General features: G+C 61.5%; 22 protein-coding genes. 18 read left to right on the forward strand and 4 right to left on the reverse strand.

Annotated elements, in window-relative coordinates:
* Nucleotides 1-41: 41 nt before the first annotated feature.
* The 15 genes from RVY79_RS05265 (at nt 42) to hemB (ending at nt 14,575) form a co-directional block, all read left to right on the forward strand.
* Entirely contained in the window at nt 42-809 is a 768-nt protein-coding gene (locus RVY79_RS05265; protein ID WP_317462989.1) for a ParA family protein, read from the forward strand.
* A 40-nt stretch (nt 810-849) separates the two neighbouring features.
* Complete coding sequence (locus tag RVY79_RS05270; RefSeq protein ID WP_317462990.1) at nt 850-1,773, forward strand: ParB/RepB/Spo0J family partition protein; 924 nt, start codon at nt 850-852, stop codon at nt 1,771-1,773.
* 282 nt (nt 1,774-2,055) lie between these two features.
* Nucleotides 2,056-2,400, forward strand: a complete 345-nt coding sequence (locus RVY79_RS05275; RefSeq protein WP_317462991.1) for an ATP synthase subunit I — start codon at nt 2,056-2,058, stop codon at nt 2,398-2,400.
* 16 nt (nt 2,401-2,416) lie between these two features.
* Complete coding sequence (gene atpB / locus RVY79_RS05280) at nt 2,417-3,283, forward strand: F0F1 ATP synthase subunit A (RefSeq protein ID WP_317462992.1); 867 nt, start codon at nt 2,417-2,419, stop codon at nt 3,281-3,283.
* Nucleotides 3,284-3,335: 52 nt separating this feature from the next.
* Nucleotides 3,336-3,584: a F0F1 ATP synthase subunit C gene (gene atpE, locus RVY79_RS05285; protein ID WP_011508579.1), complete on the forward strand. Its 249-nt coding sequence runs from the start codon at nt 3,336-3,338 to the stop codon at nt 3,582-3,584.
* Nucleotides 3,585-3,650: 66 nt separating this feature from the next.
* Nucleotides 3,651-4,121 (forward strand): F0F1 ATP synthase subunit B, encoded by a 471-nt coding sequence (locus RVY79_RS05290; protein WP_317462993.1) that lies wholly within the window; start codon nt 3,651-3,653, stop codon nt 4,119-4,121.
* Nucleotides 4,122-4,132: 11 nt separating this feature from the next.
* Nucleotides 4,133-4,669 carry a F0F1 ATP synthase subunit delta gene (locus RVY79_RS05295; RefSeq protein WP_317462994.1) on the forward strand — a complete coding sequence of 179 codons (537 nt, stop codon included), beginning with the start codon at nt 4,133-4,135 and terminating at the stop codon, nt 4,667-4,669.
* 16 nt (nt 4,670-4,685) lie between these two features.
* Nucleotides 4,686-6,230 (forward strand): F0F1 ATP synthase subunit alpha, encoded by a 1,545-nt coding sequence (gene atpA, locus RVY79_RS05300; RefSeq protein WP_317462995.1) that lies wholly within the window; start codon nt 4,686-4,688, stop codon nt 6,228-6,230.
* Between the two features lie 66 nt (nt 6,231-6,296).
* Entirely contained in the window at nt 6,297-7,172 is an 876-nt protein-coding gene (gene atpG, locus RVY79_RS05305; RefSeq protein ID WP_317462996.1) for a F0F1 ATP synthase subunit gamma, read from the forward strand.
* A 90-nt stretch (nt 7,173-7,262) separates the two neighbouring features.
* Nucleotides 7,263-8,639, forward strand: coding sequence for a F0F1 ATP synthase subunit beta (gene atpD, locus RVY79_RS05310; protein WP_317462997.1), 1,377 nt, complete (start codon nt 7,263-7,265; stop codon nt 8,637-8,639).
* Between the two features lie 84 nt (nt 8,640-8,723).
* Nucleotides 8,724-9,149, forward strand: coding sequence for a F0F1 ATP synthase subunit epsilon (locus RVY79_RS05315; protein ID WP_317462998.1), 426 nt, complete (start codon nt 8,724-8,726; stop codon nt 9,147-9,149).
* Between the two features lie 188 nt (nt 9,150-9,337).
* Nucleotides 9,338-10,699 (forward strand): bifunctional UDP-N-acetylglucosamine diphosphorylase/glucosamine-1-phosphate N-acetyltransferase GlmU, encoded by a 1,362-nt coding sequence (glmU, locus tag RVY79_RS05320; protein ID WP_317462999.1) that lies wholly within the window; start codon nt 9,338-9,340, stop codon nt 10,697-10,699.
* 162 nt (nt 10,700-10,861) lie between these two features.
* The gene (locus RVY79_RS05325; protein WP_411161700.1) at nt 10,862-11,647 is read left to right on the forward strand and encodes a DeoR/GlpR family DNA-binding transcription regulator; all 786 of its coding nucleotides are present in this window, start codon (nt 10,862-10,864) and stop codon (nt 11,645-11,647) included.
* A 16-nt stretch (nt 11,648-11,663) separates the two neighbouring features.
* Nucleotides 11,664-13,496, forward strand: a complete 1,833-nt coding sequence (glmS, locus tag RVY79_RS05330; RefSeq protein WP_317463000.1) for a glutamine--fructose-6-phosphate transaminase (isomerizing) — start codon at nt 11,664-11,666, stop codon at nt 13,494-13,496.
* Nucleotides 13,497-13,600: 104 nt separating this feature from the next.
* Nucleotides 13,601-14,575: a porphobilinogen synthase gene (hemB, locus tag RVY79_RS05335; protein ID WP_317463001.1), complete on the forward strand. Its 975-nt coding sequence runs from the start codon at nt 13,601-13,603 to the stop codon at nt 14,573-14,575.
* 31 nt (nt 14,576-14,606) lie between these two features.
* Here hemB and RVY79_RS05340 read toward each other — a convergent pair whose 3' ends face one another.
* The 3 genes from RVY79_RS05340 to RVY79_RS05350 form a co-directional block, all read right to left on the reverse strand.
* Entirely contained in the window at nt 14,607-15,527 is a 921-nt protein-coding gene (locus RVY79_RS05340) for an oxidoreductase (protein WP_317463002.1), read from the reverse strand.
* A 28-nt stretch (nt 15,528-15,555) separates the two neighbouring features.
* Complete coding sequence (locus tag RVY79_RS05345) at nt 15,556-16,668, reverse strand: murein transglycosylase A (protein WP_317463003.1); 1,113 nt, start codon at nt 16,666-16,668, stop codon at nt 15,556-15,558.
* Nucleotides 16,669-16,762: 94 nt separating this feature from the next.
* Nucleotides 16,763-17,458, reverse strand: coding sequence for a YitT family protein (locus RVY79_RS05350; protein ID WP_317463004.1), 696 nt, complete (start codon nt 17,456-17,458; stop codon nt 16,763-16,765).
* Nucleotides 17,459-17,635: 177 nt separating this feature from the next.
* On the opposite strand from RVY79_RS05350, the gene RVY79_RS05355 reads away from it, so the two are divergent.
* Complete coding sequence (locus tag RVY79_RS05355; protein ID WP_317463005.1) at nt 17,636-18,505, forward strand: DUF72 domain-containing protein; 870 nt, start codon at nt 17,636-17,638, stop codon at nt 18,503-18,505.
* Nucleotides 18,506-18,843: 338 nt separating this feature from the next.
* Entirely contained in the window at nt 18,844-20,211 is a 1,368-nt protein-coding gene (locus tag RVY79_RS05360) for a sodium-dependent transporter (protein ID WP_317463006.1), read from the forward strand.
* 100 nt (nt 20,212-20,311) lie between these two features.
* On the opposite strand, the gene RVY79_RS05365 is transcribed toward RVY79_RS05360, so the two are convergent.
* A complete protein-coding gene (locus tag RVY79_RS05365) occupies nt 20,312-20,506 on the reverse strand; it encodes a PA3496 family putative envelope integrity protein (protein WP_317463008.1) in 195 nt (64 codons plus the stop codon).
* A gap of 199 nt (nt 20,507-20,705) precedes the next feature.
* Between RVY79_RS05365 and hexR the strand changes: the two genes are divergently transcribed.
* Nucleotides 20,706-21,569, forward strand: a complete 864-nt coding sequence (gene hexR, locus RVY79_RS05370; protein ID WP_317463009.1) for a transcriptional regulator HexR — start codon at nt 20,706-20,708, stop codon at nt 21,567-21,569.
* Nucleotides 21,570-21,632: the final 63 nt, after the last annotated feature.

The following is a 21,632-nucleotide window of genomic DNA, read 5'->3' on the forward strand; positions in this document are numbered from 1 at the left end:
GCGCTGCCGTTTTCGGGCGTTGTCGATAATGGGAGTCGATCGTGACCAAGATAATCGCTTTGACCAACCAGAAGGGTGGCGTTGGCAAGACCACCACTGCGGTCAATCTCGCGGCCTGCCTTGCGGCGCTGGACAGGCGGGTTCTGTTGGTCGACCTCGATCCCCAGGGCCACGCCACCATGGGCAGCGGCGTCGACAAGCACGAACTCGAGGGCAGTGTGCTCGAGGTGTTGCTCGACGGGCGCCGTGCCAGCGAGGTGATTCTCGATTGCCCCGACGCCGGCTATGCTCTACTGCCTGGCAATGGTGATTTGACCGCCGCCGAAGTCGATCTCCTCGATCGCGATGGACGTGAACGCTGTCTGGGCGATGCCCTGGAAAGCGTGGCCGAGAGCTACGACGTGGTGATCATCGATTGTCCGCCTTCGCTCAACATGCTGACCGTTAACGCCTTGACCGCCGCGGACGGAGTGTTGATTCCCCTGCAGTGCGAATTCTACGCGCTGGAAGGACTCTCGGCACTTCTGGATACCGTTGAGCAGATCCAGGCCAGCGTGAACCCCGAGCTGAACGTTTACGGCATCGTGCGCACCATGTACGACGCGCGCAACAGCCTGACGCGCGATGTCAGCAAACAGTTGAGCCAATATTTCGGTGACACCCTGCTCAAGACAACCATTCCGCGCAACGTGCGCGTCGCCGAGGCACCCAGTCACGGCGTACCGGTAACCAAGTATGCGCGCCTGTCGCGGGGGAGCCAGGCCCATCGGGTGTTGGCCAAGGAACTGATCCGTCGCCTGGCGCTATGATGCGCCCCTGGCGAGTGGGAGACGAATCGAGGGAAGACTTATGACGCGCAAACGCGCACTGGGACGCGGCCTGGATGCCTTGATCGGTGCAGGCGCGCGTCAACGCGACACGCTCGGCGATGAGGCCATCGTCGGTGACGTCGTGCTGGAACCCGCTCAGGCCCCGGCTGCCAGCGAGGAGCAGGAGCGCTTGATGCGCTTGCCGCTGGGACAACTGAGCCGGGGCAAGTATCAGCCACGGCGTGATATTCAGCCCGAGTCGCTCGAGGAACTGGCCGATTCGATTCGTGCTCAGGGCGTCATGCAGCCCATCGTGGTGCGCCCCATGGGCGAGTCTCGCTATGAGATTATCGCCGGCGAACGGCGCTGGCGGGCGGCGCAGCTCGCAGAGCTCGATGTCATCCCCGCCGTGGTGCGTGAGGTCAGCGACGAGGCCGCCCTCGCTTTGGCGCTTATCGAGAACATTCAGCGCGAAAATCTTAACCCGGTAGAGGAAGCCTCTGCGCTGAAGCGGTTGCTCGATGATTTCGAGTTGACCCAACAGCAGGTCGCGGATGCGGTGGGCAAATCGCGCGCGCAAGTGGCGAACCTGTTGCGCTTGTTGAGCCTCGACGAGGAAGTGCAGACGTTGCTCGAACGCGGCGACCTGGACATGGGGCATGCACGTGCCTTGTTGACCCTGCCTGCTGGGCGCCAGCGTAGTATCGCGCGCGAGGTCGTCGAACGCGATCTGACCGTGCGTCAGACCGAGGCGTTGGCCAAGCAAAACGCCAGCGGCAAGGAGACCGCCAAGTCCACACCGCGCGCATCGGACAATACCGATGTGGCACGGCTCGAAACGCGTCTCGCCGAATTGTTGGGGGCACCGGTCAAGATCCAGCATGGGGCCTCCGGCAAGGGGCGCGTCACCATTCGCTACACCAGTCTCGACGAACTGGACGGCATTCTGGGACATATTCAATGACGGGATGCCGTCGCGCGAGTCGTGGTTAGTGTGACAAAATGCCGCAGTCAACGTTTAGCGCGTTAACGTTATTTGTCGTCTTTTCGTGCCCCTTTAGTGGTAAAGGTCAGCCAGATCGCGCTAAATCGCTGCATGCTCGGTTGAAGGGTATCGGGCCCTCCCCTATAATCCGCCGAGATTTGTCTGGGCGATGACGCCAGTAAAGAACAGGACGGCGAGACCGACGCCATGCATAAAGCGGCACCGGCCAGGCTCAAAGGCCCACGAATATTTCCCCTTCTGATGTTGCAGTTGATGGTTGCGTTGGGGATGGCGGTGCTCGTATTTATCGGGCATTCGCTCGGTGCGGCACTCTCGACATTGCTCGGGGGGGGAGTGGCTTGGTTGCCCAGCGTTCTTTTCGCCTGGTTGACCTTTCGCCATCGAGGAGCATTACAGGCACGTAACATCGTCAAGAGTTTCTATCGAGCCGAGGCCGGTAAGTTCGGTTTGACGGCGGCATTGTTCATCGTGGTATTCGTGGCCGTGCCTCCCTCAAACCCCGCTTTCTTCTTTGGCGCTTATGTGGTGACGCAGTTGGTGCACTGGCTGGGACCCTGGCTGTTGCATCGACCGTCGCGCACTTGAACTCGAGGCTTACTCAATGGCAACAGGCGACAATCTAACGACCACGGCGTACATCCAGCACCACCTGCAGAACCTGACCTTCGGTCTGCATCCGGAAAATGGCTGGTCGTTCGCCACTAGTGCAGAACAAGCCACCGAGATGGGCTTCTGGGCGATTCATGTCGACACCATGGCGTGGTCGATCGGCTTGGGTATCCTGTTCCTGTGGGTGTTCCGAATGGCCGCCAAGACCGCGACCACCGGTGTGCCGAGCGGTTTGCAAAATTTCGTCGAGATGATGGTCGAGTTCGTCGATAACTCGGTGCGCGAGACGTTCCACGGCAAGAGCAAGCTGATCGCGCCGCTGTCGCTGACGATCTTTTGCTGGATATTCTTGATGAACCTCATGGATCTGGTGCCCGTGGACTTCCTGCCGATGCTGGCACAGAAGATTGGCGCCTTGTTCGGTGCTGATCCCAATAATGTCTACTTCAAGGTCGTGCCGACCACCGACATCAACGCCACGTTGGGTATGTCACTGTCGGTCTTCGTCCTGATCATCTTCTACAGCATCCGCAGCAAGGGCCTCTCCGGCTTCGTGGCCGAGCTGACCCTGCATCCTTTCAACGCCTCCAATCCGTTCGTCCAAGCCTTGCTGATTCCCGTCAACTTCCTGCTGGAAGCGGTGACGCTGCTGGCCAAGCCTGTGTCGCTGGCGCTGCGTCTGTTCGGCAACCTCTATGCGGGCGAACTGATCTTCATCCTGATTGCCATGGTCGGCTTGTGGCAGTTGCCTCTGCATTTCGCATGGGCGACCTTCCATATTCTGATCATCACGCTGCAGGCGTTCATCTTCATGATGCTGACGATCGTCTACCTGAGCATGGCGACGGAAAAGCATTAACCGGTTTTCTCAACCCCAACCCCTTAAACCTTGAAATAAACTGGAGTCAATCATGGAAGCACAAGTTCTGGGCATGACCGCCATCGCCGTCTCTCTGCTGATCGGTCTGGGTGCATTGGGCACCGCCATCGGCTTCGGCATTCTCGGCGGCAAGTTCCTCGAAGGTGCCGCGCGCCAGCCGGAAATGATCCCGCAATTGCAGGTGAAGATGTTCATCGTCGCCGGTCTGCTCGACGCCGTGACCATGATCGGTGTGGGCATCGCGTTGTTCTTCACCTTCGCCAATCCGTTTGTCGGGTAACACCACCATGCGGCCCGAGGGCCACGGTGGCTTTAACCCCCAACATGTGATGCGAGAGGTGCTGGCGTGAATCTGAACCTAACCCTGATCGGTCAGGCCATAGCCTTCGCGGTTTTCGTCTGGTTCTGCATGAAGTATGTATGGCCACCGGTCATGCAGGCGTTGCAGGAACGGCAGAAGAAGATCGCTGATGGCCTGGATGCGGCCAGCCGTGCGACTCGCGATCTTGAGCTGGCCGAGGAGCAAGCGGCCGAGCAGCTCAAGGAAAGCAAGGAGCAGGCGGCCCAGATCATCGAACAAGCCCATAAAAGGGCTAACCAGATGATCGAGGAAGCGCGTGACAATGCCCGTCTCGAAGGAGAGCGCATGATCGAAAGCGCTCGCGGCGAGATCGAGCAGGAGACCCAGCGCGCGAAGGAAGAGTTGCGGGCCCAGGTGGCGACACTCGCCATCCAGGGGGCCGAGCGTATCCTCGACTCCTCCATTGATGAAGCCAGGCATCGTGAGCTGGTCGACAAGCTCGCGGCCGAGCTCTGAGGAGGTGAGGCATGGCTGAAACGTCTACCGTAGCTCGTCCGTACGCCAAGGCGGCGTTCGAGTATGCGCGTGACCACAAGGCGCTTGAAGCTTGGTCCGGACAGTTGGCGTCGGCAGCACAAGCAGTGTCTGACGCCGCGTTCAAGGCTAAGGTCGTGGGCAACCCGAAACTGTCCCAGGGGCAGAAGACGGAGTTCTTGCTCGACGTCTGCGGCGAACTCGACGAGTCGCTTCGCAACTTCCTCCGTAGCGTTGGCTCACAAGGGCGGCTCGCCGCCCTCACGGCGATCGCCGAGCAGTTCGATGCACTGCGCGCTCGAGAAGAAAAGCGGGTGGACGTGACCATCGTCTCCGCCTTCGATCTGGATGCCGCACAGCAGGACAAGCTCGCGACTGCGCTGAAGAAGCGTCTCAACCGCGAAATCTCCATTACCACTCAGGTGGATCGTGCGCTGATGGGCGGCGTGGTCCTGCGTGCCGGCGACACCGTCATCGACGGTTCGGTACGCGGTCGATTGAACCGTCTACGCGACGCACTTTCCGCTTGAGTTCGAGGGACATGGCATGCAGCAACTGAATCCTTCCGAGATCAGCGACATCATCAAACAGCGTATCGAAAAGCTGGATGTCGCATCCGAAGCCCGCAACGAAGGTACCGTGGTCAGCGTTTCCGACGGTATCGTGAAGATCCATGGTCTCGCCGACGCGATGTTCGGCGAAATGATCGAATTTCCCGGCAGCATCTTCGGCATGGTGCTCAACCTTGAGCGCGACAGCGTGGGTGCCGTGGTTCTGGGTGACTATCTACAACTCGAAGAAGGTATGACCGCGCAGTGTACCGGTCGCATTCTCGAGGTGCCGGTGGGCCCGGAACTGACCGGCCGTGTGGTCGATGCGCTGGGTAACCCCATCGATGGCAAGGGCGAGCTCGAAACCAAGATGACCGACGCGGTGGAAAAGGTCGCGCCGGGCGTCATCACTCGTCAGTCGGTCGACGAGCCGATCCAGACCGGTCTCAAGTCCATCGATGCCATGGTGCCGATCGGTCGCGGTCAGCGTGAGCTGATCATTGGTGACCGTCAGATCGGTAAGTCGGCGATCGCCATCGACACCATCATCAACCAGAAAGGCAAAGGGGTGACGTGCGTCTACGTCGCCATCGGCCAGAAGCAGTCGACCATTGCCAACGTGGTGCGCAAGCTCGAAGAGCACGGTGCCATGGAACACACCATCGTCGTCGCCGCCGGCGCGGCTGACCCGGCGCCGATGCAGTTCCTGGCGGCGTATTCTGGCTGCACCATGGGCGAGTATTTCCGCGACCGTGGCGAAGACGCCCTCATCGTCTACGACGATCTCTCCAAGCAGGCCGTGGCCTATCGTCAGGTCTCGCTGCTGCTGCGTCGTCCGCCGGGCCGCGAAGCCTATCCGGGTGACGTCTTTTATCTTCACTCGCGCCTGCTCGAACGTGCCGCGCGTATCAACGTCGATCATGTCGAGAAGCTCACCAACGGTGAGGTCAAGGGCAAGACCGGCTCGCTGACCGCGCTGCCGATCATCGAGACCCAGGGTGGCGACGTCTCCGCGTTCGTTCCGACCAACGTGATCTCGATCACCGACGGTCAGATCTTCCTCGAGACCAACCTCTTCAACTCTGGGGTACGTCCGGCGATCAACGCGGGTCTGTCGGTATCGCGTGTGGGTGGCTCGGCGCAGACCAAAATCATCAAGAAGCTTGGCGGGACCGTGCGTCTGGCCTTGGCCCAGTACCGTGAACTGGCGGCCTTCTCGCAGTTCGCCTCGGATCTTGACGAAGCGACCCGCAAGCAGCTTGAGCATGGACAGCGCGTCACCGAGCTGATGAAGCAGAATCAGTATTCACCGCTGTCGGTGGCTGAAATGGCGGTAACGCTGTATGCCGCCAACGAAGGTTTCCTGGAAGATGTTGAGGTCAATAAGGTGCTGGATTTCGAAAAGGCGCTGCATGCGTACATGAAATCCGAGCATGCCGAGCTGATGGACAAGATCAATCAGACCGGCAATTACGACGACGACATCAAGCAGGGCCTCAAGTCCGGCCTCGAGACGTTCAAGTCCACTCAGACCTGGTGATGCAAGGCCCGGTGGCATACCGGGCCGGCATTCCGGCTGAGCGGCTCGCAAGAGGGTGAGATCGAGATGGCAGCTGCAAAAGAGATTCGCACCCAGATCGGGAGCATCAAGAACACGCAGAAGATCACCAGCGCCATGGAGATGGTCGCTGCGTCGAAGATGCGCAAGGCTCAGGAGCGCATGACGGCCAGCCAGCCATATGCCAAGCTGATTCGGCGCGTGGTGAGCCATATTGCCAAGGCCAACCCCGAGTATCGTCATGAGTACATGGTCGAGCGTGAAGTGAAGCGCGTGGGGTATATCGTGGTCTCCAGCGACCGCGGTCTGGCCGGCGGCCTGAACGTCAACGTGTTCAAGGCCGTGACGCGTGAAGCCAAGTATTGGCATGAACAGGACGTCGAGGTCGATTACGCGGCCATCGGCTCCAAGGCCAATGTGTTCTTTGGCAACCATGGCGGCAATTTGGTGGCAGGCAAGAGCGGTCTGGGCGAGGCCCCGGCCGTCGATGACCTGATCGGGAGCGTCAGCGTCATGCTGAAGGCCTTCGATGAGGGACAACTGGATCGGCTTTACGTGGTGCATAACGAATTCGTCAACACCATGACGCAAAAGCCGATCGTACGTCAGTTGCTCCCCTTGGTAGGCGAGGCGGATGACGACGAAGAAGAGACACGTGCCAGCGGCAGCTGGGACTACCTGTATGAGCCGGACGCCAAGACCCTGCTCGATCATTTGCTGGTGCGCTATGTGGAATCCCAGGTGTACCAGGCTGTGGTCGAGAATGCGGCCTGCGAACAGGCGGCGCGGATGATCGCGATGAAGAACGCGACCGACAATGCCGGCAATCTGATCGATGATCTGGAGTTGGTCTATAACAAGGCCCGTCAGGCCGCGATCACCCAGGAAATTTCGGAGATCGTCGGCGGCGCCGCCGCCGTATGACGACGCAGGTCCCACCGAGGCCCCACACGCGTGGGTTGCCTCGGGGTCCAGGCGAAACAGGTTTCATTTGCAGGTATTAGAGGAACCAACATGAGCGGACGTATCGTACAAATCATCGGCGCGGTGATTGACGTAGAGTTTCCGCGGGACGAAGTGCCCAAGGTCTACGACGCGCTGAAGGTCTCGGAAACCGAGACCATCATGGAAGTGCAGCAACAGCTGGGTGACGGCGTCGTGCGTGCCATCGCCATGGGCACCACCGAAGGCCTAAAGCGCGGCCTCGATGTCGCCAATACCGGGGCGGCGATTTCGGTGCCGGTGGGCAAGGCCACGCTGGGGCGCATCATGAACGTGCTCGGCGAGCCTATCGACGAAGCCGGCGAGATCGGCGAAGACGAACGCATGCCGATCCACCGCAAGGCGCCGGGCTACGCGGATCAAGCAACGTCCAACGAGCTCCTGGAAACCGGCATCAAGGTCATCGACCTGGTATGCCCGTTCGCCAAGGGCGGCAAGGTCGGTCTGTTCGGCGGTGCCGGTGTCGGCAAGACCGTCAACATGATGGAGTTGATCCGTAACATCGCCACCGAGCACAGCGGGTATTCCGTCTTCGCCGGGGTGGGGGAGCGTACCCGTGAGGGTAACGACTTCTACCATGAGATGAAGGACTCCAACGTCCTCGACAAGGTCTCGCTGGTCTATGGCCAGATGAACGAGCCGCCCGGGAACCGTCTGCGTGTGGCCCTCACCGGCCTCACCATCGCCGAGAAGTTCCGCGATGACGGGCGCGACGTGTTGTTGTTCGTCGACAACATCTACCGTTACACTCTGGCGGGCACCGAGGTCTCGGCACTGCTGGGCCGTATGCCCTCCGCGGTGGGCTACCAGCCGACCCTGGCCGAGGAAATGGGCGTGTTGCAGGAGCGCATCACCTCGACCAAGACGGGCTCCATCACCTCCGTGCAGGCGGTTTACGTCCCGGCGGACGATTTGACCGACCCGTCACCGGCGACAACCTTCTCGCACCTGGATGCCACCGTAGTACTGGCGCGTTCCATCGCCGAACTGGGCATTTACCCGGCCATCGATCCGCTGGACTCCACCTCGCGCCAGCTCGATCCGCTGACCGTCGGCGAAGATCACTACAACACCGCACGCGGTGTGCAGGGCGTGCTGCAGCGCTACAAGGAGCTCAAGGACATCATCGCCATCCTGGGGATGGACGAGCTGGCCGACGAAGACAAACTGACCGTGGCACGGGCGCGTAAGATCCAGCGCTTCCTGTCGCAGCCGTTCTTCGTCGCCGAGGTGTTCACCGGGGCGCCCGGCAAGTACGTCTCCCTCAAGGAGACCATCCGTGGTTTCCAGGGCATCCTCGACGGTGAGTACGACGAACTGCCCGAACAAGCCTTCTACATGGTTGGCACCATCGACGAAGCCGTCGAGAAAGCCAGTAACATGAAGTAAGGCCATGCCCATTAGGGAGTGCAGGACCGGCGCTGCCGCGTGAGGCGCGCCGGATCCGATGCTTCCATGAACGAGGAGATAGCGATGGCTAGCTTCCAATGCGACATCGTCAGTGCCGAGAAGGCCATCTTCTCCGGCAACGCCGAGCAGCTAGTGGCGGCCGGCGTGTCGGGCGATCTGGGTATTCTGCGTGGCCACGCACCGCTGCTCACCGAGCTCAAGCCGGGGCCAGTACGCGTGACGCGCGAAGATGGCGAGGAAGAAGTGTACTTCGTCACCGGTGGCTTCCTGGAGGTCCAGCCGGACGTAGTTTCGGTACTGGCCGATACGGCCACGCGGGCACATGATCTCGACGAGGCTGCCGCCGAAGAGGCACGCCAGGAGGCCTTGCGGTCCATGGGCGACAAGCAGTCCGATCTCGACTACACCCGAGCGGCTGCCGAACTAGCAGAAGCCGTGGCTCAGTTGCGCACCATCCAGCAGCTACGTGAGAAAGGTAGTCGACGCTAGGCGCCGCACGCGATGCCGCTGTCATGAAGGCGACCCACGGGTCGCCTTTTTCGTGGATGCGATCCGCTAACCGCGTGTCACGGACGTTTACATATCGTGCCGAGACATGACGCATGTCGCTTGGTAGCGCCTTCCGCCCGCCGTAGAATACGCCCATCTTCTTCAAGAGATGCATAGGGACGACAGCGATGACGTTAGACGTGGTGATACTCGCCGCCGGCCAGGGAACGCGGATGCGTTCGGCCAAGCCCAAGGTCCTGCATCCGTTGGCGGGTAAGCCGATGGTGACGCATGTGCTGGATACCGCCGAGCAATTGGGCGCGACGCGCACGCACGTGGTGATCGGCCACGGCGCCGAGCAGGTCGAGACCGAGCTTGGTGGGCGCGAGGTGCGTTTCGCCCTGCAGGCCGAACAGAAGGGGACCGGTCATGCGGTGGCCCAGGCGTTGGAGAACATGGACGACGGCAAGGTGCTGATCCTTTACGGCGATGTCCCGCTGATCCGCGCCGAGACCTTGGCGGGGTTGCTTGCCGAGGTGGATGAGACCCGCCTGGGCCTTCTGACCGTGGAATTGGCCGATCCCAGCGGATACGGGCGAATCGTGCGCGATGCCGACGGCCGCGTTACGGGCATCGTCGAACACAAGGAGGCCAGCGAGGCCCAGCGCGCTATCACCGAATGCAATACCGGGATCGTCGCCGCCACCGGGGCGCAGCTCAAGCGCTGGTTACCCCGGCTCTCCGCCGAGAACGTCCAGGGGGAGTATTATCTGACCGATATCTTCGCCATGGCGGCGGCTGAAGGTATCGAAATCGCCACGGCCGCGCCCGCCTCGGCGCTGGAAGTCGAGGGCGTCAACAACCGCGTGCAGATGGCGGCTCTGGAGCGTGCCTATCAGCGCGACCGAGCCCAGCGGCTGTTGGTCGAGGGCGTGGCGTTGGCCGATCCCGCGCGTTTCGATGTGCGTGGCCGCCTCGAGTGCGGACATGATGTCTTCATCGACGTGGGCTGCGTGTTCGAGGGCGAGGTGACGCTCGGCGATGGCGTCAGCGTGGGCCCCTATACGTTGATCCGCAACAGCCATATTGAGGCGGAGACGGTCATCGAGGCGCATAGCATCATCGACGGCGCCGAGGTGGCATCACGCGCCCACATCGGGCCCTTCGCGCGCTTGCGTCCCGGTACGCGCCTGGCATGCGACAGCAAGGTCGGCAACTTCGTCGAGACCAAGAATGCCGATGTCGGCGAAGGCAGCAAGATCAATCATTTGAGCTACGTCGGCGATGCTCGGCTGGGGCGTGGCGTCAATGTCGGCGCGGGCACCATCACCTGCAACTACGACGGCGCCAACAAGCACCGCACCGACATCGGCGACGATGTCTTCGTGGGCTCCAACACCGCTCTGGTGGCACCGGTATCGCTGGGCGATGGCGCGACGGTCGGGGCTGGCTCGACCATCAACAAGAATGTCGATGCCGGAGCCCTGGCGGTGGCGCGACCCCGTCAGACCACGCGTACGGGTTGGAAGCGCCCCCGCAAGTCTTCCTGAGTATCGAACTCCGGCGCTCTCATCCCAGGGAGCGTCGCCCTTGGTATGACGTTGTTGATCGCGGGCGGAGGATTTTTCTACACGTCGCTGGGCTGCGCTTGACCGAAGATGTCGAATCGCGTTTGATAAGCACATCGTTTCGTTTCGTAAGAAATATCTTTCGTGAAAAAGGATGCCATGCCCAAACGCGATACTGCCCAGCGCCGCCATGCCATGCTGGCCTATGTGAACGAGCAAGGTGAAACCAGCGTCGATACGCTTGCCCGCCACTTCGCAACCTCCGAAGTCACCGTACGCAAGGATCTCGCCACCCTGGAGAAGAGCGGTCTGCTGTTGCGTCGCTTCGGCGGTGCCGTTCCGTTACCCAGTGAGATACTGGCGGAAGCCAATGCGCCGCTTTCGCCACGAAAGCGGGCGATTGCACGTGCCGCCAGCGAGCGTATCCGTGCTCACAACCGCATCATCATCGACAGCGGTACCACCACTTCGGCGATGATTCCCGAACTGGGCGGGCGTGAAGGGCTGGTGGTAATGACCAACGCGCTGTCGGTGGCCAACGCCTTGCGCGAGGTCGAGCCCGAACCGGCGATCCTGATGACCGGCGGTACCTGGGACCCGCATTCCGAATCCTTCCAGGGCCAGGTCGCCGAGCAGGTGTTGCGTTTCTACGATTTCGATCAATTGTTCATCGGTGCCGATGGCATCGACCTGGAACGTGGGACCACCACCTACAACGAATTGCTGGGGCTATCGCGGGTGATGGCCGAGGTCGCGCGCGAAGTCGTGGTGCTCGCCGAATCCGACAAGATCGGTCGGCGCATCCCCAATCTGGAACTGCCGTGGGAACGGATCCATACCCTGATCACCGACGAGGGGCTCGATGCTGATGCCTGTCGACGGATCGAGGCTCAGGGCATCGCCGTCATCCGCGCCGCGGTCAACGAATGAAGACGAGGAGTTCAATATGTGTGGAATCGTAGGGGCCGTCGCCGAGCGTCACGTGCAGGAAATTCTTCTCGAAGGTTTGCGCCGTCTCGAGTATCGCGGCTATGACTCGGCGGGCATGTCCGTGCTTTCCGACGATGCGCGCCTCAATCGTCAACGTGCAGTGGGCAAGGTAGCGGCTCTGGAAGAGAAGCTCGCCGACACGGCGCTCAAGGGCACCCTGGGTATCGCCCACACGCGTTGGGCCACGCACGGTCGCCCCAGCGAGCAGAACGCGCATCCGCATCAATCCGGCGATAGCCTGGCGGTGGTGCATAACGGCATCATCGAGAACCATGAGGCGCTTAAAGCCGAGCTTGAATCCCAGGGGTATGTCTTCACCTCCGAGACCGACACCGAAGTGATCGCGCACTTGTTGTCACGCGAGTTCACCCTTTCCCAAGACTTGCTCCAGGCCGTGCAACGCAGCGTGGCACTGCTGGAAGGCGCCTACGCCCTGGCGGTGGTGCACCGTGCCGAGCCCGATGCGATCATCGGTGCGCGCAAGGGTAGCCCGTTAGTGGTTGGCGTGGGCATCGGCGAGGCATTCCTCGCCTCCGACCCGCTGGCGCTGTTGCAGGTCACCGACCGCTTCATCTATATGCTGGAAGGCGATGTGGTGCGCCTGGCCCGGGGCGGCGAGATCGAGCTCTTCGAGGCAAGCGGCGAGCGGGCCGAGCGTCCGGTGACCATCTTCGAGCATGGCGACGGCGTGACCAGCAAGGGGGGTTATCGTCACTTCATGCTCAAGGAAATCCATGAGCAGTCCCAGGTGATCGCGGCCACGCTGGAAGGCCGTCTCGGCGATCATCAGGTGCTGGTCAACAGTTTCGGGGCGGAGGCCGCATCGCTATTCGAGGGCGTGCGCCAGGTGCATATCATCGCCTGCGGGACCAGCTACCATGCGGGCATGGTGGCGCGCTACTGGATCGAGAAACTGGCCGGCGTACCGACCCAGGTCGAAGTGGCCTCGGAATATCGCTACCGCGAGGTCGTAGTGCCTGAGGGTACACTGTTCGTGACGCTATCGCAGTCCGGCGAGACCGCCGATACGCTGGCGGCGCTGCGCTTTGCCAAGCAGCGCGACTATGTCGGTAGCCTGGCGATCTGCAATGTGCCGGGCAGCTCGCTGGTGCGGGAGTCGGATCTGACCTTGATGACGCAGGCCGGCCCCGAGATCGGCGTCGCCTCGACCAAGGCCTTCACCACCCAACTGGTGGCGTTGATGCTACTGGCCCTGGCGCTGGGCCGGGTGCGGGGTGCCAATGGCGAGCATGCGCCGCTGGTTCAGGGGCTCAGGGAGTTGCCCGGGGTGATCAACCAGGTGCTGGCCCTGGATGGCGAGATCGAGCAACTGTCGATGGCGTTCGCCGAGAAGCATCATGCACTCTTCCTGGGACGCGGCGCGCATTTCCCGATTGCCCTGGAAGGGGCACTCAAGCTCAAGGAAATCTCCTATATTCATGCCGAAGCCTATCCGGCGGGCGAGCTGAAACACGGGCCTTTGGCGCTGGTCGACAGCGAGATGCCGGTGATCGCCGTGGCCCCCAACGATGAATTGCTCGAGAAGCTGAAATCCAACTTGCAGGAGGTTCGCGCGCGCGGCGGCGAGTTGTTCGTGTTCGCCGATGAAGGCATTCGCCTCGAACCCTCCGAGCATCTGCACGTGCTGCGCGTGCCGGCCATCAGCGAGGCATTGGCGCCCATCGTCTATACCATTCCGCTGCAATTGCTGGCCTATCATGTCGCCGTGCTCAAGGGCACCGATGTCGACCAGCCGCGCAACCTGGCCAAGTCGGTGACGGTGGAGTGATGCGACATTTTGTCGGCTGGGTTAATTTGTTAGCGTGCTATAAAATACATCGCGGTTCTTAACGCCGGGCGCCGCCGCGCCCGGCGGCGATCAAGGAGTCTTACATGCCTGCTCAGTTTCCCCAGGCCCGTCTGCGGCGTCTGCGGCGCACATCATCGCTGCGTGACATCGTGCGCGAAACCTCGCTGCGTCCAGAGCATCTGGTGTACCCGATCTTCGTCGAGGAAGGTGCGGACGATTTTGTCCCCATCGAGGGCATGCCGGGGCAGTATCGTGTGCCGGAAAGCCAACTGGCGGACGAGGTGAAGCGCCTCAGCGCGCTGGGCCTCAAGGGCATCATGCCGTTCGGGATTTCGCATCACAAGGACGCCAGTGGCAGTGATGCGATGGACGACAATGGTTTGGTGTCGCGCATGGTACGCATCATCAAGGCGGCCGACCCCGAGATGGTGGTGATTCCGGATATCTGCTTCTGCGAGTACACCACGCACGGCCACTGCGGCATCCTCAAGGGCGACACGGTCGACAACGACCTGACGATTCGCAATCTCGGTGTCCAGGCGGTCGCGGCTGCTCGGGCGGGGGCCGACATCATTGCGCCCTCGGCGGCTCAGGACGGTCAGGTGGCGACGATTCGCGCGGCCCTGGACGAGGCCGGTTTCGAGGACATTCCCATCATGGCGTATTCCACCAAGCTGGCGTCGGCGCTGTACGGGCCCTTCCGCGAAGCGGCGGGCACCGAACTCCAGGGGGATCGCAAGACCTATCAGATGGATCCCATGAACCGTCGCGAGGCGCTGCGTGAGTCGCTGGCCGACGAGGCCGAAGGCGCCGATTTCCTGATGGTCAAGCCAGCGTTGGCGTATCTCGACATCATGGCGGATATTCGCCGCAACAGCCTGTTGCCGCTGGTGGCGTATCAGGTCAGCGGTGAGTACGCGATGATTCGTCTGGCGGCACAGCAGGGCGTGATTGATGAAGCGGCGGTGATTCGCGAGACGCTGGGCTCGATGCGCCGCGCCGGTGCCGATCTGATCATGACCTACTTCGCCCCCCAGTTGCTGGAAGAAGGGCTGTAGAGGCTGGAAGGTCTGTAGAGTCTGGCAGTGCCTATGCAGGGTATGTCGTTTCCCAGCGTGCCCCGGTGAGCTCGCACGAGACATCCCATAGACGCGCCTCGACCGCCGAATCGCGTGCGTTGCGGGCGCGTCGGGCTAGTTTGGGTGCGCCACGTGTCTCGCCGAGACCGTCGGGCCCGATGTAATCGCCGGGACCGATGCTTGCACTGAGTGCGGCATGCAGCGTGGGTCGGGCGCCCTCGGCGGCGGACTGGCTGATCAGTGGCAGGGTCAGCTTGAAGACACTGCCGATAAAGGGCCGGCTTTTGACCCCGGCGTCGAACAGCGCGGTACGCGACAATCCAGGATGGGCGGCCAGGCTCAAAAGCCCCCAGCCCTGGGCATCGCTGTGTTTCTGCAGCGCCTGGGCGAACAACAGCATGGCGAGTTTGGATTGCCGGTAGGCTTGCCAGGAGTCGTAGTGCGTCTCGCCGTTCAAATCATCGAAGGCGATGCGTCCGCTACGATGGGCGAGGCTCGAGAGTTGCACCACGCGGGGCGCCGTCGCGGCGATGAGCAGTGGCAGCAACTCGCTGGTGAGCAGGAAATGGCCCAGGTAGTTGACACCCCATTGGCGTTCGAAGCCGTCCCGTGTGCGCTCAAGGTGCGGCAGGGCCATGATCCCGGCGTTGTTGATCAGCCGCTCCAGCGAGGACTCGCGGTGTACCAGGCGCCGGGCGAAGTCGAGTACCGAATCCAGACTGTCGAGATCGAGTGGTTCGGCGCGCACCTCGGCATGGGGCGCATGGGTGCGAATGGCATGACAGGCCAGCTCGCCTCTTTCCACGTTGCGTGCGGTGACGATCACGCGATAACCCTGCTCGGCCAGGCCCTTGGCGGTCTCGAGTCCGAGTCCAGCGGTGGCGCCGGTGACCACTGCCAACGGGGCCGTGGCGTGACGAACTTCACTCATGGGTCTCTCCTCTCGCCCGATGATCGGCTCATTTCGGCATCAGCACCCACAGGCGACCATCCTGCTTCATGCGTGCGGCGCGTTCACCGGCCGCTTCGCCGTGTCCCCAGTAGAAATCCGCGCGTACCGTACCCTGGATGGCGCTGCCGGTGTCCTGGGCAACCATCAGGCGTTGCAAGGGTTTCTTCGAGAGCGGCTGTGTGGTCGACAGGAAGATCGGCGCACCTAGCGGAATGCGCGAGGGATCCACGGCGAGGCTGCGTTGTGCGGTCAGGGGTACGCCGAGGGCGCCGATCGGCCCTTGGGTAGCGCTGTGATCGCTATCCAGCTCACGGAAGAACACCATGCGCGGATTGACGGTAAGCATGTCTTCCACGCGTTCGGGGTGCCGCTTGGCCCAGGCCTTTACACCGGGCAGGGTCGCTTGGGAGGCGTCGATTTCCCCGCGCTCGATCAGGGCACGATTGAACGAGCGGAAGGGCTGATTGTTGGAGCCTGCGAAAGCCACCCGCATGGTGCCGCCGTCGTCCAGCCGGACACGCCCCGAGCCCTGGATCTGCAGGAAAGCAGCCTCGACGGGACTGTCGACCCAAACCAGTTCCTGACCGCGCAGGGCACCGCTATTCAACAGGCTGCGCTGCTCGGCGCGGACACGATGAGGTGCTGCTTGCCAGGCGTCGGGAAAACGGTAAAGCGGCGTCTGGTAGGGCCCGTGGCGGTCACGCGAGCCATGTAGAATGGGCTCATAATAGCCGGTGATCGTGCCCGTGGCGGAGCCATTGTCGTTGAGCAAGCGGTAAGGTTGAAAGCGGGCCTCGAAGAAGCGCGTGATGGCGTCGTCATTGAGTGGGTCGACATGCTTGGCGTCAGCGCAGATCGATGCCCACCGCGGCTTCTGGTCAAGCCGTGAACAACTGGCGAGAAACGCACTCCAGGCGGCGATGACGTTATCGTCACGCCAGCCGGGCAGTGCCTGCCAGGCCATGGGCTGCATGTGTTCGGATGTCGCCGGTGGTGGCGTGCTCGGCGCGGGAGGTCGAGTGCTGCAGGCCGCGAGCGCCAGCAGCGGCAACAACCACGCCGCACGAGCGATTTGGCGCAGGGTGTGGGCGGCATCGATGATCGATCGCGGCAATGGCATGAACAAGCAAGGCACCTCGGCGGCCGACTCCTGGAATGGGTATCGCCAGCGATGATGCCTTGCCGAACTGGATCGTGCCAGTGGCGTTTTGGTCTTAACCTTCCTCGTTGAGGGGCCGCAAGCGCGCGATCGAAGCGCGATGAGGGGATAGCGCCCCCTTGCGACGCGGAATGCGCGTCATCTCGTCATCGTCGTCACCGGGTTGGTGACGCTGGCCACTGGTCTTGCGATGGTAACGGCCGAGTACCGCGCTCAAGGTGAGAAATGCCAAGGCTGAGCCGGCTACTTGTGTCCATGGGTAGACGATGACGGCCAGCAACAGCAGCAGCAGGTCGCAGCACAACGTGGTGCGACCTGCATGCCATCCCACGCGGCGTTCCAGATAAAGGGCGAGAATGTTGAGGCCGCCCAGCGAGGCGTTGGCGCGAAACAGCAGCGCAAGCCCGAGGCCAATCAACAACCCCGCCGCGATGGCGCACACCACAGGATGGGTGCTGCCCAAGGGAAGCGTGGCGGTGAGAGTGTCGCTAAGTACTGAAAGCAAGGTCACGCTCGAGAGCGTGCGGAGCGTGAAATCGCGCCCCAATTGCTTGAATGCGAGCCCGTAAAAGGGCAGGTTGATGACGAAGAAAGTGATGCCGAAACTCACCGGCAGCAGATCGCTGATCAGCAAGCTCAACCCTGCGGTACCGCTGACCAGCAGATCGGCGGATTGCAGAAGTCGTACGCCGAGCGCCACCAACAGGCAGCCTTCGAGCAGCGTCAACCAGGAACGCCAGGAAACCTTCATGTTGTCTCTCCCGTGGGTGTGGAAGATGAATCGATGCCGAGGATGGTCGGCGAACCGCCGCGGGCTTGTGGCCGAGTGGCGGGTCAATAGTACGAAGCAAGAAGCGTACCCGGTGAGGCGGCTTCGTGGAGCGCATCATAGCCGCGGGATACCCGCGATACAATCGCGAGGCACGTCATGACGGGGGGGCAGCCAGGCTTGTTCCTGGGGTTGCCGATGTGGGCCAATGTCGAATGGCGCGGTAGTCTCTACGCGCAACATGCGCCGCAGGAGGGCATGCTGCACGATTACGGTGCCGTGTTCAGTAGCGTGGAGGGCAACACGACCTTTTATAGTGGGCCGCCCAAGGCGGCGACCATCGCCCAGTGGGCGCGCCAGGCGCCGGCGAATTTTCGTTTTTGCTTCAAGTTGCCGGCGCATCTCACGCATGAAAAACGCCTGGTGGGTATCGCGGATGAGCTCGAGACGTTCTTTGCAGCGCTAGCGCCGTTACATGACCGGCTAGGGCCGACGATGGTGCAATTGCCGCGTGATTTCGGGGCCCCGGAACTGCCAGCACTGGAGGCATTGTTGAGAGACTGGCCGTCGGCAATACCCTGTGCCGTGGAAGTGCGTCATAGTGATTTTTTCCACAAAGGGGCGGCAGAACAGCAATTGAACCGCTTGTTGATAACTTTGGGAGTGGACCGGGTCATGCTCGATGTCAGGCCGCTTTTCGACACGCCCGCCGGCACCGATACGCGCTTGATCAAGGCTCAGGGCGAAAAGCCGAAACGCCCGTTACACGTGATTTCCACGGCAAATATGCCTATCGTGCGTTTCATCGGGCATTGTGATATGGCCATCAACGAGCGACTTTTTACGCCTTGGTGTGAGCGTCTGGTACTGTGGATAAAACAGGGGAAAACCCCTTTTTTGTTTGTGCATACGCCGGACAACCGGCAAGCGCCACAATTGGCGCGACGCTTCTATGCACGCTTGGCCGAACGCGTCGAATTGCCGCCTCTCGAAGCCTTTCCCGGCGAGCGCCAGAGCGCGCTTTTCTAGTGGCGGTGATAACGCCATGGCGCCCTATGAATCGCCGTTAATGGCTTGACGCTATACGCGAATGGTTTTGGCTAAAACTTGTCGCTAAAATGGCGCTTCTTTGTGGACGACGTCGAGGACAGTCGTCTCCTCAATCGGTGTTTATCGACACCCTTACGGTGGCTGACATCGCCGCGAGCGGTGCGGTCTCCTTGTTGATCGGTGGTTAGATCCCAACGATTGCAAGGGCCTGTCATGCTCCATGTCGCGGTGTGCGATCCATACCCAAGGGACGTGGCAACAACAATACAACGTCATCCTTTAATCGCGCGATGGCGCCACGCAACTCAGGTGAAGCAATGTCTTACAAGTCTCATTCGCACGCGCAGTGGTCCTCCCGGATGGCCTTCGTGCTGGCCGCCGTCGGCTCGTCGGTCGGCCTGGGCAATATATGGAAATTTCCCTACATGACCGGCGAAAGCGGTGGTGGCGCTTTCGTTCTGGTCTATCTGATCTGCATCTTCCTGGTCGGCTTGCCGATGCTGATGTCCGAATGGTTGCTTGGCCGCCTGGGCCAGAAGAACCCCATCTCGACGATGGGTGACATCACACGGCGCCTCAAGCGTAGCCGTGCTTGGGTATTGATCGGTGTGGCCGGTATTCTCGGCGCCTACTTGATCCTCTCGTTCTATAGCGTGATCGGCGGCTGGGCGCTGGCGTACATTCAAATGGCCGTCGTCGATACCTTCAGCGGGCTGGACAACGATAGTGTCGGCACTCTCTTCGGCAACCTGCTGGCGAGTCCCGTGGAATTGCTGCTCTGGCATAGCCTGTTCATGATCATGACGATCGGGGTCGTGGTGGGTGGCGTTGCCGGTGGGCTGGAGCGTGCAGCGAAGACCCTGATGCCGGCACTGGCCGTGCTGCTGGTGGTGCTCGTGGGTTACGCTGCGACCACCGGTGCCTTCGCCGAAGGGGCGGCTTACCTGTTCACGCCGGATTTCTCCAAGATTACCCAAGACGGCATTCTCGCCGCGCTAGGGCATGCCTTCTTCACCCTGAGTCTGGGCATGGGCATCATGATGGCGTATGGCTCGTATCTCTCCGATGACGTCAACATCGGGCGCTCGGCGCTCATCGTGGTGATCATGGACACGGTCATCGCCCTGCTCGCCGGGATGGCCATTTTCCCCATCGTATTCGCCAATGGGCTGGATGCGGCTGCGGGCCCGGGCCTGATCTTCCAGACTCTGCCGCTAGCGTTCGGCAATATGGCCGGTGGTTGGCTTTTCGGGGTGCTGTTCTTCGTGCTGCTGGTATTCGCGGCGTGGACCTCGGCGATCTCGCTGCTCGAACCGGTGGTGGAATGGCTCGAGGAACGCTCGCCGCTGTCGCGCGTGGGCGCGACCATCGTCGCGGGGCTGGCAACCTGGGCACTGGGTCTGGTGACGGTGCTGTCGTTCAATATCTGGGGCGATGTCACGCCGCTGGGCATGTTCGACAAGTTCGCCGGCATGACCATCTTCGATCTGCTCGACTATGCCACCAGCAAGTTGCTGCTGCCGCTGACCGGCTTGGCTACCGTGCTGTTCGTGGGCTGGTTCATGGGACGCGATGAACTGCGCTCGCAGCTCAACATGGGTGATGGCGCCTTCACGCTGTGGCGTGTGGCAGTACGCTTCATCGCACCCATCGCTGTGGTGATCGTGTTCGTCAGCAGCCTTTGAACATGGCCTGACGACTCGGCGCGGGCGCATATTGCCCGCGCCGGATCTGGAACGCTCAGAGACGCCATGAGCAGGCTTTCCGCTCATGGCGTCTCTGTGTTCACTGCCAGTCGTCGTAATCGACGATGTCGCGCTCCAGGCGCTTGAATTCACGGTGCAATTCAATGCCGCGCCGCGCGCGCAGATAGCGTGTCGCGGCGTTTTTCTTGCGTTGTTCGTGCTCGATCATTTCCAGACTCATGTGGATGTCGAGAAGCTCGCTTTTCAAGGATTGAAGATGTTCGGCATCGCGCATATCGAATCTCCCAATCGTCCTCACAACCGGCTTATTACCCTCTAGCCGCGTTCCGCTTGACATCATTACTATAACGCACTTGACAGAATTGTGACGCGGGGACTGAAACGAGTGTTTTTTCTCCCCTTCAACGCCTGCGGCATACTAGAATCGAAGCTGTTTTCACGTCGTTGCTGGTCAGCCAAGGAGTCGCGCCATCATGAGCAGTGCCCTGTTCGACGAGATGAGACGCCGCATGGAGCACTTTCGGCGCTCCGAACAGAAGGTGGCGCGTTTCGTGTTGCGTCATCCCGAAGATGTTATCCACATGCGCATCGTCGATCTGGCCACCGAGGCCAAGGTCAGCGAGCCGACCGTGGTGCGTTTCTGTCGCGCGCTGGGGTGCAACGGTTTCCAGGACTTCAAGCTCAAACTGGCACAGATGCTGGCCACAGGGAGCCAGTTCGCGCAGTTCTCGATGAACGATAGCGACAGCGTCGCCGAATTTGCCCACAACATTTTCGATTCCACCGTGGGCACCTTGCTCTCGGTGCGTGACCGGCTCGATCATGCCGCGCTGGGCAAGGCGGTCAACGCCCTGGCCATGGCCGATCGTGTGGAATTCTACGGTTTCGGTGCTTCGGGGGCGGTGGCGTTCGATGCCCAGCACAAGTTCTTCCGTCTGCAGATATCCACAGCGGCTTATTCCGATCCGCACATGCAGAACATGTCGGCGGTGACGCTGACGCCGCGTGACGTGGTGGTGGCCATCTCCCAGACCGGGCGCACCCGGGCGCTGGTGGCCAGCGTTCGCCTGGCCCGCGAGACCGGCGCTACGGTGATCGGTTTATGTCCCAGCGACTCGCCGCTGGCCAGCGAGGTCACCCTGCCGCTTTATATCGACGTGCACGAGGACACCGAAATCTACACGCCGATGAGCTCGCGTGTGGCGCATCTGGTGATCATCGACGTGCTCGCCGTGGGCGTGGCCAAGACGCGAGGCCCCAAGCTCGCGGAACAACTCCAATCGGTGAAGAAAAGCCTGGTGCCGCTGCGTTATCCCGACGCCGACGAAGACGCCTAGCCGCCTGGCGGATCGCGAACGACCGAAGCCGAGAACGCTTGTGCTAAGCTGGGCGCTCATTTC

The sequence above is a fragment of the Chromohalobacter sp. HP20-39 genome (assembly GCF_033052815.1).
Taxonomy (GTDB): domain Bacteria; phylum Pseudomonadota; class Gammaproteobacteria; order Pseudomonadales; family Halomonadaceae; genus Chromohalobacter.